Source organism: Nonomuraea sp. NPDC049725 (genome assembly GCF_040674795.1).
GTDB classification, from domain to species: Bacteria; Actinomycetota; Actinomycetes; order Streptosporangiales; family Streptosporangiaceae; genus Nonomuraea; species Nonomuraea ceibae.
The window spans coordinates 140517-156224 of the sequence record NZ_JBFANJ010000007.1; the positions used below are offsets into that span (position 1 = coordinate 140517).

Annotated in this window: 14 protein-coding genes; 8 read left to right on the forward strand and 6 right to left on the reverse strand. The window is 74.7% G+C overall.

Annotation, left to right across the window (positions count from 1 at the left end):
• Positions 1 to 6: 6 nt before the first annotated feature.
• Complete coding sequence (locus AB0J53_RS20045) at positions 7 to 1224, reverse strand: homoserine O-acetyltransferase (protein WP_364174182.1); 1218 nt, start codon at positions 1222 to 1224, stop codon at positions 7 to 9.
• A 72-nt stretch (positions 1225 to 1296) separates the two neighbouring features.
• Between AB0J53_RS20045 and AB0J53_RS20050 the strand changes: the two genes are divergently transcribed.
• The 4 genes from AB0J53_RS20050 (at position 1297) to AB0J53_RS20065 (ending at position 6822) form a co-directional block, all read left to right on the forward strand.
• A complete protein-coding gene (locus AB0J53_RS20050; protein WP_219517866.1) occupies positions 1297 to 1848 on the forward strand; it encodes an OsmC family protein in 552 nt (183 codons plus the stop codon).
• Positions 1849 to 1884: 36 nt separating this feature from the next.
• Positions 1885 to 3102 carry an NAD(P)-binding domain-containing protein gene (locus AB0J53_RS20055; RefSeq protein ID WP_364174824.1) on the forward strand — a complete coding sequence of 406 codons (1218 nt, stop codon included), beginning with the start codon at positions 1885 to 1887 and terminating at the stop codon, positions 3100 to 3102.
• 76 nt (positions 3103 to 3178) lie between these two features.
• On the forward strand, positions 3179 to 6184 hold the full coding sequence (locus AB0J53_RS20060) for a BTAD domain-containing putative transcriptional regulator (protein ID WP_364174185.1): 3006 nt from the start codon (positions 3179 to 3181) through the stop codon (positions 6182 to 6184).
• Positions 6185 to 6264: 80 nt separating this feature from the next.
• Positions 6265 to 6822 (forward strand): hypothetical protein, encoded by a 558-nt coding sequence (locus tag AB0J53_RS20065; protein WP_364174188.1) that lies wholly within the window; start codon positions 6265 to 6267, stop codon positions 6820 to 6822.
• Here the strand turns inward: AB0J53_RS20065 and AB0J53_RS20070 are convergent.
• The 5 genes from AB0J53_RS20070 to AB0J53_RS20090 form a co-directional block, all read right to left on the reverse strand.
• Entirely contained in the window at positions 6764 to 8371 is a 1608-nt protein-coding gene (locus AB0J53_RS20070) for a thiopeptide-type bacteriocin biosynthesis protein (RefSeq protein ID WP_364174191.1), read from the reverse strand. The genes AB0J53_RS20065 and AB0J53_RS20070 overlap by 59 nt on opposite strands.
• An 18-nt stretch (positions 8372 to 8389) precedes the next feature.
• The gene (locus tag AB0J53_RS20075; protein ID WP_364174194.1) at positions 8390 to 10273 is read right to left on the reverse strand and encodes a TOMM precursor leader peptide-binding protein; all 1884 of its coding nucleotides are present in this window, start codon (positions 10271 to 10273) and stop codon (positions 8390 to 8392) included.
• The gene (locus tag AB0J53_RS20080) at positions 10270 to 11856 is read right to left on the reverse strand and encodes a hypothetical protein (RefSeq protein WP_364174197.1); all 1587 of its coding nucleotides are present in this window, start codon (positions 11854 to 11856) and stop codon (positions 10270 to 10272) included. The genes AB0J53_RS20075 and AB0J53_RS20080 overlap by 4 nt, the downstream gene beginning before the upstream one ends.
• Entirely contained in the window at positions 11853 to 13043 is a 1191-nt protein-coding gene (locus tag AB0J53_RS20085; RefSeq protein WP_364174200.1) for a hypothetical protein, read from the reverse strand. Before AB0J53_RS20085 ends, AB0J53_RS20080 begins: the two co-directional genes overlap by 4 nt.
• Before the next feature lie 90 nt (positions 13044 to 13133).
• Positions 13134 to 13310, reverse strand: coding sequence for a thiazolylpeptide-type bacteriocin (locus tag AB0J53_RS20090; RefSeq protein WP_219519431.1), 177 nt, complete (start codon positions 13308 to 13310; stop codon positions 13134 to 13136).
• A 220-nt stretch (positions 13311 to 13530) separates the two neighbouring features.
• Here AB0J53_RS20090 and AB0J53_RS20095 point away from each other — a divergent pair, with 220 nt between their 5' ends.
• From AB0J53_RS20095 to AB0J53_RS20110, 4 genes are all read left to right on the forward strand, one after another.
• Entirely contained in the window at positions 13531 to 14484 is a 954-nt protein-coding gene (locus tag AB0J53_RS20095) for an ABC transporter ATP-binding protein (RefSeq protein ID WP_364174204.1), read from the forward strand.
• The gene (locus AB0J53_RS20100; protein ID WP_364174207.1) at positions 14481 to 15272 is read left to right on the forward strand and encodes an ABC transporter permease; all 792 of its coding nucleotides are present in this window, start codon (positions 14481 to 14483) and stop codon (positions 15270 to 15272) included. The genes AB0J53_RS20095 and AB0J53_RS20100 overlap by 4 nt, the downstream gene beginning before the upstream one ends.
• A gap of 74 nt (positions 15273 to 15346) precedes the next feature.
• A complete protein-coding gene (locus tag AB0J53_RS20105; RefSeq protein WP_219519441.1) occupies positions 15347 to 15508 on the forward strand; it encodes a thiazolylpeptide-type bacteriocin in 162 nt (53 codons plus the stop codon).
• Positions 15509 to 15531: 23 nt separating this feature from the next.
• On the forward strand, positions 15532 to 15693 hold the full coding sequence (locus tag AB0J53_RS20110) for a thiazolylpeptide-type bacteriocin (RefSeq protein ID WP_219519446.1): 162 nt from the start codon (positions 15532 to 15534) through the stop codon (positions 15691 to 15693).
• Positions 15694 to 15708 lie beyond the last annotated feature (15 nt).

Here is a 15708-nt window from a genome sequence, read left to right on the forward strand (position 1 = left end):
TCGACATCAAGCGGCCCCTCCGGGGGCCAGGAACCGGCGGATGACGGGCGTCTGCCGCGCCTCCTCCAGCAGGAAGCAGTCGTGGCCGTACGGCGCGTCGATGACCTCGAGCTCGACCGGCTTGCCGAGCGCGCGCAGCGCCTGCTCGATCTCCTGCGACGCCGACGGCGGGTAGAGCCAGTCGGAGCTGAAGGCGATCAGCAGCGTGCGCGCCGACACCCCGTCGAGCGCCCGCGTGAGCTGCCCGCCGTGCTGCCTGGCCAGGTCGAAGTACGTCAGCGCGCGCGAGGTGTAGAGGTAGGTGTTGGCGTCGAAGCGCTTGACGAACGCGTCGGCCTGGTGGCGCAGGTAGCTCTCCACCTCGAACTCCGGCTCGCTGATCGTGTAGCGCAGGTCGTCGGCGAACTGCAGCCGCCGGCCGAACTTGGTCTCCAGCGCGGGCGCGGACAGGTAGGTGACGTGGCCGACCATCCGCGCCACGCCCATGCCGGCGTCGGGCGCGCGGCCGGTGCCGTAGTAGCGGCCGCCCTGCCAGGCCGGGTCGCGCATGATCGAGTCGCGGGCGATCGCGTTCCAGGCGACGCCCTGCGGGTGCAGCGCGTGCGTGCTGGCGATCACCACGACGGCGTCGACCTGGCCGGGGTAGCGGACGGCCCACTCCAGCGCCTGCATGCCGCCGAGCGAGCCCCCGGCCACCGCCGCGAGCCGTTCGACGCCCAGGGCGTCGAGGAACGCGCGCTGCGTGCGCACCATGTCCGCGACCGTGATCACGGGGAAGTCCGGTCCGTACGGCCGTCCGGTCGCCGGGTCGATCGACGACGGCCCGGTCGTCCCCCGGCAGCCGCCGAGCAGGTTCGTGCAGACGACGAAGAAGCGGTCGGTGTCGAACGCCTTGCCGGGGCCGATCATGCCGTCCCACCAGCCGAGCCCCTTGCCGCCCGCGCTGTCGCGGTCCTGGGCGCCGAACCCGTCGCGCGTGCTCTCCGGCGGCGGCGCCTTGGCCCGGCCCGCCGCGTGGGCGTCACCGCTGAGGGCGTGGCACACGAGGATCACGTTGTCACGCCGGGGCGACAGCACGCCATAGGTCTCGTACGCGACCCGTACGGGATGCAGCTCCCGGCCGCAGTCGAGGGGCACCGGTCGCGGCAGGTCGAGGTATCGGGTCTCCACGGTGCCGACGCTGCCGGCCTGGTCGGCCGCGAACGTCGTGGCTGGCTGCGACATGGGGCTTATCCAACCGCCACCGGGGGTGTATGGTCAAATCCCTACCAGTAATACAGGGAGTGAGGGCGGGACATGACGACCACGGTCGCCAACGGAGTGAACGTGCAGGCACTGCTGGACGCGCGCGAGGCGCTGAAGGACGCGCCCGAGGCCGCGCAGTTCGTCTGGCGGGCCTCGTCCACCTGGCGCAACGGCGTCCACAGCACCACGACCGTCAAGGAGTTCTACGGTCTCGGGGAGGAGCGCGCCCACAAGAGCGAGGCGGTCTTCGACGCCGACCACCCCGAGGTCTTCGCCGCCGAGGACAACGGCGTCACGCCCATCGAATACCTCCTCGTCGGCCTGGCGAGCTGCCTGACGGCCGGCGTCGCGTCCGTCGCGCAGAACCGCGGCATCCAGCTCCGCTCGGTCGAGGCGACGCTCGAAGGCGCGCACGACATCCGCGGCATCCTCGGCGTCGACCCCGACGTCCGCAACGGCTTCAACGACATCAAGGTGACGTTCCACATCGACGCGGACGCCTCGAAGCAGGACATCGAGGCGCTGGTGGCCCAGTCCCAGAAGCGCTCGGCCGTGTTCGACGCCCTGACGAACCCGACGAACGTCACCGTCGACGTCGCCTGAGAGGGCCGAGCCATCGAGCACGTCACCACCGTCGTCATCGGCGCGGGGCACGCGGGCCTCGCGGCGAGCCACTTCCTCGGCGCGAGGTCGATCGACCACCTGGTGATCGAGCGCGGCGAGGTGGCCAACTCCTGGCGGCGCGAACGCTGGGACTCCTTCCGGCTGCTCACCCCCAACTGGCAGAGCCGCCTGCCCGGCCTCGCCTACGAAGGCCCGGACCCCGACGGCTACATGACCGCGAAGGAGGTGACGCAGTTCGTCGAGGGCTTCGCCGCGCTCACCCGGGCTCCCGTGCGGACCGGGACGGAGGTCACGTCCGTGCGGCAGGCCGGTGACGGCTACCGGGTGACGACCAGTCACGGCGAGATCGCCTGCCGGACGGTGGTCATCGCCAGCGGCGCGTGCAACCTGCCGTCGGTGCCGCCGTTCGCCGAGGCGGTGCCGCCGTCCGTCGAGCAGCTCACGCCGTACGACTACCGCGAGCCCGGCCGGCTCCCCGACGGCGGCGTGCTCGTCGTGGGCGCGTCGGCGACCGGCGTGCAGCTCGCCGCCGAGCTGCGCCGGTCGGGCCGGCCGGTGATCCTCTCGGTGGGCGAGCACGTACGGCTGCCCCGCACCTACCGGGGGCGCGACGTGCTGTGGTGGATGGACGCCTCGGGCGTGTGGGACCAGCGGCACGACGAGGTGCCGGACCTCGCGCGGGCCAGGCGGCTGCCCTCGCCCCAGCTCGTCGGCGCCCCCGGCCGCACGACGCTCGACCTCAACGCGCTCACCTCGATGGGCGTCGAGCTGGTGGGCCGCTGGGCCGCCGTCCGCGACGGCCACGCGCTGTTCTCCGGCGGGCTGCGGAACGTGTTCTCGCTCGCCGACCTCAAGATGGAACGCCTGCTCGACACGTTCGACGCCTGGGCCGGCGCCCACGGGCCCGACGTCGGCCCGCCCGAACGGTTCGAGCCGACGCGGGTGCCCGAGTCGGCGCGCCTGCGGCTGGACCTGCGCGGCGGCGAGATCGGCACGATCGTGTGGGCGACCGGCTTCCGCCCCGACTACCGGTGGCTCGACGTCGCGGTGCTCGACGGGAAGGGGCGGCTGCGGCACGACGGCGGCGTCGCCGACAGCCCCGGGCTGTACGCGCTCGGGCTGCCGCTGCTGCGGCGGCGCAAATCCACGTTCATCCACGGGATCGAGGCCGACGCCCGCGAGGTGATCGACCACCTGGCCGGTCACCTGGCCGGACGGGAGGCGGGCCGCTGAACCCCGGCCTTGGCGGGGCGGACCGATAGGGCCCAGGCATTGGATCTCCGGTGCCGGGCCGCCATACTTGCCTGGCGTGACTCTACGGATGGCGATCCTCGGACCCCTCGTCGCCTCGAGAGCGGGGGTCCCCGTCGATCTGGGCTCCACCCGGCAGCGCTGCGTGCTCGCCAGCCTCGTCCTCGCCGAGGGCAGGCCGGTGCGGATCCAGGAGCTGGCGGGCACCCTGTGGGGCGAGGAGGTCCCGGCCAGCGCCGTCAACGTCGTCCAGACCTACGTGAAACGATTACGCCACGCGCTGGAGCCCGATCGGGCCAGCCGCGCGTCCAGCCCGCTGCTGCCCCGGGTCGGCGACGGCTACGCCCTGGACCCGGGCCTGGTCGAGGTCGACGTGGCGCGGTTCCGTGAGCTCGCCGCGCACCCGGCCGGCTACGACCAGGTGGCGCGGGCGCTGGCGCTCTGGCGGGGCGAACCCCTCGCCGAGCTGCCCCTGCTGGCCGGGCATCCCCGGCTGACCAGCCTGGCGGGGGAGCTGGTCGACGCGCTCGGCCGCTTCGCCGGCGTGGCCGTTCGCGAGGGCAGAGCGGCCGACCTCCTGCCGTTCGCCGAGGACATCGCCCGCATGCTCCCGCTGGACGAGCGCGTCCACAGCGTCCTCATCCGGCTCTGCCTCGAAGGCGGCCGGCGCACCGACGCCCTGCTGCACTACCGGGAGATCAGCCGGCGCCTGGAGCGGGAGCTCGGCGTCCGCCCCGGCCCCGAGCTGAGCGCGGTCCACGCCACGGCGCTCCACGACGAGCCGGCCGCCCCGCCGGGCCCCGCCCGGCTCCCCGCGCCCGCCCAGCTTCCTCCCGACATCAGCGACTTCAGCGGCCGGCTCGAACAGGTGTCGGCGCTGACCCGCATGCTCGGCCCGGGGGAGCGGACCGCGATGCCGCTGGTCGTCATCACCGGCATGGGCGGGGTCGGCAAGACCACGCTCGCCGTGCACGCCGGTCACCGGCTGCGCGAGAGCCACCCCGACGGCCAGCTGTACGTGGACCTGCACGGGACCGACGGCAACGCGGTGGACCCCGCGTCCGTGCTGAACCGCATGCTGCTCGCGCTGGGCGTGGACGGCTCGGTGATCCCCGCCGAGCTGGACGAGCGCGCGACGCTCTACCGCAGCCGCCTGGCGGGCCGCCGGGTGCTCGTCGTGCTGGACAACGCCCTCGACGAGGCGCAGGTGCGCCCGCTCCTGCCCGGCGCGCCCACCTGCGCGACGGTCGTCACCAGCAGATCCAGGCTGCGCGGGCTGAGCGGCGGCCACCACGTCGACCTGGACGTCTTCCACCCCCAGGAGGCGCTCGACCTGCTCATCCACCTGGTCGGCGAGTCCAGGGTGCGGACCGACCAGGCGACCGCCAGGGCGATCGTGGAGGCGTGCGGCCACATCCCGCTCGCGGTCCGGGTGACCGGCGCCCGGATCGCCGCCCAGCCCCGGCTCAGCCTGGGCCGGTTCCACCGGGAACTGGGCGACGAGCGGCGCCGGCTCGACCAGCTCGCCGCCGGCGACCTGGCCGTGCGCGCGTCCTTCCGGCTCAGCTACGCCTCCCTGCCGGCCGCCGCGCGGCGCGGGTTCCGGCTGCTCGGGCTGCTGGACGTGCCCGACTTCGCCGACTGGGTGCTCGCGACCCTCCTCGACGCGCCGCAGGGCGAGACGGCGAAGATCCTCGACCTGCTCGTGGACGCCCACCTGGTGACCGTGGCCGGTGAGGACGAGACGGGCGAGTCGCGCTACCGCATGCACGACCTGATCCGCCTGTACGCCAGGGAGCGCACCGAGGCGGAGGACAGCGCCGAGGACCGCCGGGCCGCGCGGCGGCGCGCCTTCGCCACCTGGCTCGCGCTCGCCGAGGACGCCGACCGGCTGCTCGCCTACCGGACGCTGCTCCCGCTCCAGGGTGAGGCGCCGCGCAGGCGGCTGCCGGGAGGCAGGGCGGAGGCCATGCTCGCCGACCCCGTGCGCTGGTTCCAGAGCGAACGCGCCAACCTGGCGGCGGCGATCGCGCAGTGCGCCGACGACGGCCACCCCGACCTCTGCTGGAACCTCGCCGAAGCCTGCGTCGGCTTCTACGAGATGCGCGACCTGCTCACCGAGTGGCGCGCCGTGCACACCGTGGCGCTGTCCGCGTGCGAGCCGGAGCCGCGCGGGCGGGCGGTCCTGGCCCGCAGCCTCGCCTACCTGTCGTGCCTGCCCGTGGTGCGCCCGCAGGTCATGCGCGAGCACGCCGAGCTGTCCTTGCGGCTGTTCAGGGAGGTGGGCGACCGGCACGGGGAGGTCGACGCGCAGGTGCTGCTCGGCACCGCCCTGGTCGCCGGCGGGCTGGGCGAGGAGGGGCTGGAGCAGCTCCGGCGGGCCGAGGCGCTGGCCGTGACCCTCGGGCACGACGCCGAGCTGGACTTCCTCCACTCCGCGCTCGGCTTCATCTACCGCGAGCAGGGCAAGCTGGAGCTCGCCTCCCACCACCTGGAGCGCGTGCTGGAGCGGACCGAGGGCCGGCGGCTCAGCCGGTTGCGGCTGATGGCGCTGCGCTCGCTCGGGATGGTCCGCTTCTACCAGGGCCGGACCGAGGAGTCCCGGCACCTGCTGCTGGAGATGCTGAGGCTCGCCCGGCTGCTCGGCGTGCGGGTGAAGGAGCTGCTGGCCCTGCTCGTGCTCGGCGAGAGCGGGGTGCTGCTCGGCAGGCCCGACGCCGCGGGCTACCTCGACCAGGCGGAGGTGCTCGCCACGGACATGGGCGGCGAGTTCGCGCTCGCCCTGGTGCGGCGCGGCAAGGCCACCCGCGACCTGCTGGAGGGGCACGCCGGGCAGGCTCGGGACGCGCTGCTGGTCGCGCTGGAGGTCTTCCGCGGCCACGGGGTGCTGCACCTTCAGGCGATGGTGCTGAAGGCGCTCGGGCACGCGCACGCCCTGCTCGGGGAGTCCGGCGCGGCCCTGGCGGCCTGGCGGGAGGCGGAGAGCCTGTTCCGGCGCATGGGCAACGTCAGCGAGGCGGGCGAGCTGGCGAAGCTCGGCGAGAGCGTGTCCGGGCCGGGGTGATCCATTCGCCGTCCAGTCCCCGTCCAATCCGGGCTCCTACCGTGTGACAAGGATTTGTCAGGACACGTATGGAGCTTCGTATGATCTCGGTGTCTCTTGTGATCGACGATCCCGGCACGCTCGTCGCGGCCATGACCTCGCTGGCGGCCGATCCCGGCCTGTGCCTGCTGACCCGCGCCGGCTCCCTGGAGGAGCTGCGCCGCGCCGAGAGCGTCCCGGCCCACGTCGTCGTGGTCCACGCCGCGGTGAGCGGCCCGCCCGGCGGCGCGGAGACCGTACGCCTGCTCCGGGAGGAGGGACGGCTGGTCCTGTCCCTGGGGGACGGCGGGCCGCCGGGTGGCCGGCTCGCCGCCGCCATCCGCGCGATGGCGTCCGCCGGGCCGAGGCTGTCCGGCCAGGAGCGGGCGGTGCTGCTCGGCTACGCCTCCGGGCTGACCCTCGCCGCCGCCGCCCGGCGGGCCGGCATCCGGCCCGCGACGGCCAAGAAGTACCTGGAGAGGATCAAGCAGAAGTACGCCGACTGCGGCCGGAACGCCTACACCAAGCTGGACCTCGCCACCCGGGCCAGGGAGGACGGGCTCATCGGCTGGCCTCGTCCGGGACGCCCAGCGGGAGCAGGTAGAGCGCGACCTCGGTGACCCCGTCCACCGCGAACAGCTCGTGCGCCAGATCGTCGTAGAAGCCGCCGACGGGGATCGTGGCCAGCCCGAGGCCGGTCGCGGCCAGGGCCAGGTTCTGGGCGACGTGCCCGGCCTCCAGCAGCGCGAAGCGCAGGGCGCGCAGCCCGTACTTCGCCCGGAGCGCGTCGGTGTGCACGGTGAGCGCCAGCAGGGCGGGCACCCGGGTCAGGTCGACCAGCAGCGGGTGCCGCTCGGGGTGGCCGGTGGTGAACCACATGGACGTGGCCGCCGCCTCCGCCTGGCCGGGCGCGTCCGCGTACCGGTGCAGGCGGTCCCCCTGCCCGCCCACGCCGTACGTGCCCGGCGCCAGGCCGTCGACGGACCAGGCGATGAGCCGCAGCCGCACGGCGTACTTGCTGCCCGCGCTGGGGAAGGTGCGCGTGGCCCAGCCGCCGGCGCCGGGCCGCGCCGGCCCGCCGAACGCCTCGCGCAGGAGGGCGCCCAGCGTGGCGGCGGCGACCGGGCCGGTGTAGTGGCGGCAGGAGCGGCGCTCCCGCAGCGCCCGGCCGAGCGGCATGTCCAGGGCGGGGCCCGGGGGCAGCGCCACCGTGGTGGCCCGCCAGCCCGGATGGCCGGCGGCCGGCTCGCCGCGCTCGTCGTCGCCCAGCTCGGGCAGTTGCCCGGGCGGGTACTTCGAGGCTTCCAGGTAGCGCTGGTCCAGCCCGGCCTCGGGGGCCAGCGCGCCGGCGACCACCCAGCACAGCGCCCGTTCCTCGTCCGGTTGCACGCCCAGCCGGTTGCACAGCATGTGCAGCTGCGAGGCCCACACCGCCAGGCGGCGCCCGGCCGCGACGCCCCGGTCCGCCAGCTCGGCGTCCGCCCGCGCGACCACCTGAGCCCAGCGGGCGGCGAGCCCGTCGCCGTCGCGCACCGCGGCGCGGGTGCCGGTCAGCACGCCCAGCACCTTGTCCCGCTGCCGGGCGAGCATGGCCTCGGCGCGGGCCAGCGGGACGGCCGGGGGCAGCTTGGGCGTGTCGACGGCCAGCCGCCAGGCCGCGGCGTGCCTTCTCAGCCATGCCGCGCAGGCGCGCTCGTCCAGGCCCAGGCCGAGCGCGGTCGCGTACATCAGCGGGAGCGCGGTGTTCATCCGCGAGGCCGGGGAGCCCCGCAGCGCCTCCAGGACGATCTCGCTGGAGCGGCAGAAGACCTCCTCGGCCACGGAGATCGCCTCCGCCCCGCCGTAGCGCTCGGTCTCGGGCTCGTAGGCGATCTCGGCCACCGTCCCGTGCGGGGTCCAGCCCTCAGCAGCCGGGAACTCGGCGTCGCCGACGAGCGAGGCGAGCGCCTGCCGCAGCCCCTCGGGGTCGGCGACGGCGCGGGCGCGCACGCGCAGGTGCGGGCCGCCCTCCCCGTACCTGATGAAGAACCAGTCCTCCAGCAGGCCGTCGGCGCGCAGGCCGTCGAGCAGCGGGCCGGCCGAGCCGGTGAGGAAGGCGTCGTTGCGCTCCGCGTCCCAGTGCAGGAAGCAGTGCAGGCTCGTCCAGAGGTCGACAGCGGGCGTGGTCATCGGCGGGTCCACCTCGGCTCAGGGGAAGGGGTGCGGATGGAACGGCAGGTCCTCGTAACGGGCGGGCGCGGGCAGCCGGCCCAGCCGGGCGGGCACCTCCAGGAGCCGGGGCAGGTTCCTGGTGCGCCGGTAGACGTGACCGAACGTCATGGGCAGGGAGCCCGGCACGATCACCTTGGCGGCGTGCAGCCCGAGCCGGTCGCGCGTGACCGGCTCCGACTGGTCCGCGGCGATCACCTCCAGGCCCGCCGAGGCCAGCCGGTCCACCCACTCCTCCAGGTAGGCGCCCAGATCGCGGCAGGGCGGGGGCTCGGGCCACAGCTCGCGCCACGGCGCGGCAGAGTCGCCGCCGAGCAGGAACTCGTACCGGTCGCGCGCCTCGTCGAGCGCGTTCATGAAGACGTGGTCGTCGAGGGTGCGCACGAGGAACGGATCGTCGATCATGGGCAGCAGCCGGTCCCGGTCGAACGCGGCGATCCGGCTGTCGGCCTTGTTCCGGACGTTGATGTACACCTCGGTCGCGGCCGAGCGCATGGCCTGGACCGGGTGCCGGTTCGCCCCGGCCGCGAACAGCGCGTCGGGCAGGCGCGGGTCGGGGACGCGGCGGCGCGTCATGCTGAGCACCACGGGCACGCCGAAGTCGTTGGAGGCGTCGAACAGCAGCAGGTCGTGGCCCATGCTGCCCAGCCGGTCGATGAGACGGCCGAGCTCCGGGTCGTCCGCGGGCGGCGCGATGCGGCGCAGCGGCGTGCGCGCGTGCCAGGCCATCAGGAAGGCGTCGCGCTCGGCCACCTCGAACAGGCCGTGCAGCACGGCCTCGGCCTGGCTGGAGCCGAGCCCGCAGCCGTTGGAGGAGTCGTAGAGCATCCGCTGCCTGCGGCCGTCGAACCAGCCGCGTGAGTCCCAGTAGACGAGCTGCTCGGGGACGAGCCTGTCGCGGGAGTGCGTCAGCGACCAGCCGTACACCCAGTGCACCGGGTTGTCCGGCGAGTAGGGCTCCAGGAGGAAGTCCGGGTGGCGTTCCAGCTCGGGCTCGTGCAGGCCCAGCAGGGCCGGGTCCAGCGCTACGGCCGGGTCGAGCTCGGCGCGGGTGGCGTACACGTGGGGGCGGACGCCGCGCGGGCGCATGCCGGTCAGGCGCTCGACGGCCTCGAACAGCGCCACCCGCTCGGCCTCGGCGAAGTCCTCCGCCCTGCCGTAGCCGGTGCCGATCAGGCCCGCGCTGCCCGCCAGCTGGGCGCTGGCCAGCGGCAGGGTGCGGGCCTCCCAGCGATACAGCCGCAGGACGGGGCCGAGCCGCCAGTCCACCAGGGCGTCACGGAGCTGGGCGGCCGTCTCGGTGCGCGGATTGTCCTCACGCAGCGAGGATCCGGAGACCGGATGGCGCCCGGCGCCGACCGGCCTGGGGGCGTCCGCCTGCAGCGGGGCGCACACCGCGCAGCCGCCGAACGGCAGCACCCGATGCGCCGAGACCTCCAGGTCCTCCCCGCGCAGCGCCCACAGCACGCCGGTCGTCCCCGCCGTGACGACGTCCGAGGCCAGCGCCGCCACCAGCCCGGCGGCCTGCGGGGGCACCGTGCCGCCCATCGTCTGCGGCACGCCCGCCGGGACGCGGCCCGGAAGCGCGTCCAGCCGCGCGCGTTCGGCGCAGGCCAGGCAGCCCGTGGCGGCCGGCCCGGCCAGCGGACCGACGAGCACCAGGCCGCCGTCGCAGCGCACCGGCAGCACGGTCGCGCCCGCCGCCCTGGCCCGTGCCGCCAGCTCCGTGACGGAAGCGAGGGTCCAGGAGTCCAGCACCACGACGGCGGTCTCCCCGGCGGACAGGCCGTCGCCGTCGCGGACGGTCAGCGCGGCCCCGGCCAGCGCCTCCCGGAGCAGCCGCGCCGCTTCGTTCACGTTCATCCCTCTCCTCGCCAGATCTGGAACCCCGCCGCCGCCAGGTCGGTGTCGGAGTCGTCGAGGCGGGGGCGGCAGCCGGTCACCCGGCTCAGCACCTCCTGCAGCGCCTCCTCGTCCCGGGAGATCGGGGCCGGCCACAGCCAGCGGCCCAGGTCCTCGTCCATCTCCTCGCCGGTGATGTCGGGCGGGGGCAGGGCGCCGCAGACGGCCGCCGCCCGCATCGACGGGCCCGCGTACGACGCGCCGGCCGCGGCGAGCGCCGCCATCGCCACCGCGCTGTCGCGCTCCAGCTCCACCGCCCACGCCAGGCGGTCGCCGCCGGTGTCGTGGATCTCCGCGTGCCAGGCGCCGCCGAGGTCGCGGACCTGGAGCCGGACGGGCTCGCGCAGCCGTTCCGCCAGCGTCCGCCACCAGTGCGCGGCGATCGGGTCGTGCGTCACGCAGTCACCCGGCCGCACGCGCCCGGCCGCCCGGTCCGCGCGGTGCCTGAGCAGGACGCCCCGGGCGTGCAGCTCGTCGGCGCCCACCGCAGCCACGGCCGGGTCGGCGCCGAGACGCGCCTGCGCCGCCGCCCGGACCGCCTCCAGGCGCGCGGCCTCCACGGTCGGGCCGATCCCGGCGACCGGCAGCCCGGGCACGTCGCAGACGGCCATCGAGACCGGCAACTGCGCCAGGCCGTCGACGCGGACCTCCGGGAGCAGGCCGAGCTCGGGGTCCGTGACCAGCCCGGCGCGGCGCAGCGCCTCCTCCAGCGTGATCCGCCGGGCGCGGGGCGCGGGATCGGCGGGCGGCCAGGGGCGGTACGCGGCGGTGAGCTGCCCGGGACGTACCAGGAGGATCTCCCCGGGCCTGCCGGGCAGGCCCGCGCAGGCACGCAGCAGCCGGTCGACGGCCGCCGCCGCGAGCAGCTCCGCCGCCGCGGGCGTCCAGGGCCGCGCCGGCAGCCGCCCCAGCCGCTCGGCCACCACCCCCGCCGGCCCGCCGACCGTCCCCGCCTCTGCGGCGCCGTCCGTCTGTGCGGGCTCGCCGGATTCGATCGGGTACGTGATGAAGCCGGCGCCGGGCAGGTGACCGGCGTGGACCACGAGACCGGCGGCCCGCAGCCGCAGGTGGCCCGGTGGGACGCCGGGGCGGGCGGTCCGGTGCGCCGACATGCGGCAGCGGGCGAGCGCGGCCAGGGCGGCGTCGGCGACGGGGCCCTCGCCGTCCACGCTCACCCACAGGTCGCGCAGGGCGGCCCAGGCGGCGTCGGGATCGGGCGCCGCCGACTCCAGCCAGGACCGCACGGCAGGGGGCGCCGGCTCGCCGGGCGCGACCCGTACCAGCAGGTCGTTCTCCTGGAGCTGACCGACGAGCACGCCGGCGGCGCGGCGGGTGCCCGGGTCCGGGCAGAGGGCGTCCAGGCCCGCATCCGTCACCCCCGCCTCCAGGAGCGGGCGCAGGTGCTCCCACAGCGGCCACAGGCCCGCCGCGCCCTCCAGGCTCACCGACGTGCCCCAGGCCCGCAGATGGATGCCGTCCGGCAGGCGGCTGGCCCGCACGACCGGCCTGAGCCGCAGCACGGCGGCGTCCGGCGAGCCGTTCACCGGGACCTCACCACGGGCTCCAGGAGCTCACGCCAGCTCATCCCGTTGATCTCCTCCACGGCCCGGCTGAACAGGTAGGCCGCCAGGTAGCGCTCCACGGGCCGCAGCTCGCACAGGGCGAGCAGCCGGTAGAGCACGTTCGTGGCGAACCGGTACAGGCCGAACTCCCGGCTGACCGCGATCCGGGGGAAGTTCGACCGGTTGAGCAGCTCGTGGTAGTCGCTGAAGCGGCGGCGGGAGAAGTCCCAGCGGATCTCCGTCTCGCCGCCGAACCCGGCCGCGACCGCCGCGTGCCCGTTGCGGCTGCCGATCAGCGCCCCGGTGTCCAGCGTGGCGTCCGCGTGCCGCCAGGCGGCCGCCGACCAGTCCCGCCAGCCCGCCGCCAGCGCCCGCAGGTCGTCGGGCACAGGCTCGGCGGGGTCGGCGGCGGGGGCGGGGTCGAGGGCGGGGTCGGGGGTGGGTTCAGCGTGGTCAAGGGCGGCCACGGCGGGGTCATGGGCGGCGGCGGCGCGGACGATGGCGCTCACGCCGGGCCCGTGCGCCGACCAGTGGCGGTCGAAGGCGGCCCGCAGCGTCCCGCCCGGGTCGTCGTGGGCGAGGAAGTCCTCGACGTGCGACAGGAACGACTGGTAGCCCCGGCCGAGCCCGGCCGGATAGTTCGCGCTGTGGGCGGTCATCGCGGCCAGGGCGACCGTGATCCTGGCGCCGGCGGTGTCGCCCCGGTCGGCGAGGTAGCTCAGGGAGCCGGCCACGGCGTCGAGCCCCAGCGCGAGCAGCGCACAGCGCCCGGCCACCGCCTGCGGCGAGCCCAGCAGCGCCGTCAGCGCGCCGAGATCGGCCTCACGCACCAGGACGGTGTTGTCCGGCCGGATCGGCGTGTAGGGCCCGGGGACGAGCTCGGCCCGACCGGCCGCCTCCGCCTCCGCGAGCAGCGCCGCCTCGTCCACGGCCACGGTGGAGGGATGCTCCGCCAGGTGGCGGCGGCACGCGTCGGCCGCCCGCTCCGCCGCCGCCTCGGCCCCCGCCCCGGGCTCGAACCGCAGCAGGACGTGCGGCCCGTGCAGCCAGTGGCGGTCGAGGTGGACGGCGAATCCCTCGGCGGACAGCGAACGCGCCAGCGGAATGAAATGGCGGCGCAGCAACGGCGCCTTTTCCGGGTCGAAATAATGGCACACGACGTCGATCATGTGTGCGCTCCACTGAGTCGTTGCGAACAATGGCGCCCGTGCGGCCAGGCGCCGATGGAAAAGCGCCCGGCCGCAGGACGATGCGGAAAACTACTGCTGCTCGACGGACGAGCAGCACGACGACGACCCGCAGGTCGAGCTGGAGTCGCTGCTCGACGAGCCGGACGTGGCCCCGCCCTCGGGCACGGCCACGGCGTCACGCATCACCGTCACCTGGAGCCCGCTCAGGTCCAGGTCGGCGAGGTCGAACCGGGTGGTCACGGACATGTTCTTCACCTCCTCCGCGTCACGGTGGGCCGAAACGACATCCGCAGTATGGGCGGGCCCGGCCGGCCGCCGCCTGACAGGAGAAAGGCGGTATTGACACGGCCCGGCCGCGCGAAGTAAAGGCCGATAAATCGCCGGAATTGCCGTCTTGACGCTGCGAATTGACCGTGAATACGCTGCAGCCGTTTTCATCGGGAACCTGACTGGCATGGGCGGGCACATGAATGCCGTAGAGGTCGAGAATCTCACCAAGAAATACCCGGGCGCGCCGCAGCCCGCGGTCGACTCGCTCAGCTTCCGCGTGAATTCCGGCGAGGTGTTCGGCGTGCTCGGGCCCAACGGCGCGGGCAAGACCACGACCGTCGGCGTACTGACCACCCGGATGCGCCCGACGGGCGGCCTGGCGAGAGTCGGCGGCGTGGACGTGGCGAAGGAGCCCACCCGGGTCCGGCGGCTGCTCGGCGTCGTCCCCCAGCGCAACAACCTGGACCGGTCGCTCAGCATCCGCCAGAACCTGCTCTTCCACGCCGCCTACCACGGCGTGCGGCGGGCCGAGCGGCGGCGGCGCGCCGGGGAGCTGCTGGAGCGCATGGGGCTCGCGGAGCGCGGCGACGACCGGCTCGACAACGTGTCGGGCGGCCAGGCCCAGCGCGTCATGATCGCGCGGGCGCTGATGCACGAGCCGCGGGTGCTCTTCCTGGACGAGCCGTCCACCGGGCTGGACCCGCAGTCGCGCATCTTCGTCCACGCCTGCGTACGGGAGCTCAAGGAGCGGGGCGTCACCGTCGTCCTCACCACCCACCAGATGGAGGAGGCGGCCAAGCTCTGCGACCGGGTCGCCATCGTGGACCGGGGCCGGCTGCTGGCCCTGGACGCCCCCGCCGCCCTGGTCCGCGAGCTGCCGGGCAGCACCACGCTCACGCTCTCGTTCGAGCCCGGCCGGGCCCCGGCCGAGGACGTGGACGCGGCGCTGACGGCCGTCGAGACCGTCGAACGGGTCGAGGCGATGCCCGGCGGGCGCGTCAGGCTCTACACCTCCCGCGAGCCGGGCGAGGTCCTGCCCGCCGTGCTCAAGGCGCTCGCCGGGAACGGCATCGCGCTGACCGGCCTGGACGTGGCCCAGCTCGGCCTGGAGGACGTCTTCCTCCGCCTGACCGGACGGGAGCTGCGATGAGCGTCCTCGACGAGCGCCCGCCCACCGCGCGCGCCTTCGCCGCCGTGCTCGGCCGCGACCTCGTGGTCACCGGCCGGGAGCTGCCGGCCTTCCTGGCGCAGGTCCTGCTCCAGCCGCTGTTCATCCTGTTCGTCTTCGGCAAGGTGCTGGCCGACCTCGGCTACGTCGGCGGCGGGTTCGGCGACGTCCTGCTGCCTGGCGTCATCGCCCTGAACGCCTTCGTCGGCGGGCTGCAGAACACCGCTCTGCCGCTCACCCTCGACTTCTCCTTCAGCAGGGAGATCGAGGACCGGCTCCTGTCGCCCCTGCCGACCCGGCTGGTGGCGATGGAGAAGATCGTGTTCGGCACGATCCGCGGCGTCGTGGCCGGCGCCGTGATGATCCCGCTCGGCCTGCTGATCCTGCCGGACGCCACACTGGCGCCCGCGTCCCTCCTGCCCGCGCTCGCCGTGATGGCGCTCGGCGCCTTCGTCGGCTCGGCCGTCGGCATGGTCGTGGGCACGGCGGTCTCCCCGCGCGGGATCAACGTCGTCTTCACGGTGGTGCTCACACCGCTGATGTTCACCGGCGCCACCCAGTTCCCGTGGCCCGGCCTGGACCGCCTGCCGTGGTTCCAGATCGTGTGCGCGGTCAACCCGCTCACGTACGTCAGCGAGGGGATGCGCGCGGTGATGGTGCCGCGGATCCCGCACATCCCGCTGTGGCTCTGCCTTCTGGTCCTGGCCGTCGCCGGCGCGGTGGCGGCCGAGGCGGGCATGCGCGGCTTCGGCCGCCGTGCCGTCGATTGAGAAGGGAGGCCCGTCCCACACCGCAGAACCGCATCGAACAGCACGAACCACTGATGAAAAGGGAGAAACCCCCCATGAACGCACTGGCCTTCGATGTCGAAGACCTGGCCCTGGACGAGCTCTCGGTGACGACCGTGCGTGACGGCGTCGCGCTGCCCGACACCGGCGCGTCCTCGTCGAGCTGCATCTCCTGGATGTCCTCGTCCTCGTGCTGCTGCTGCACCGAGCCCCAGTGACCGCCCAGAAGGGAACCCCGCCCATGTCCAGCCTCTCCTTCCAGGTCGAGGACCTCGACCTGAACGAGCTGTCCGTCACCACCATGCGCGACGGCTTCGCGGTGCCCGACACCGGCGCATCGGCCGTGAGCTGCTCCTACCTGACGGACTCGTGCAGCTCCTGCTGCTCGATCAACCCGAGGTAGGTCATCCTCCCGGCC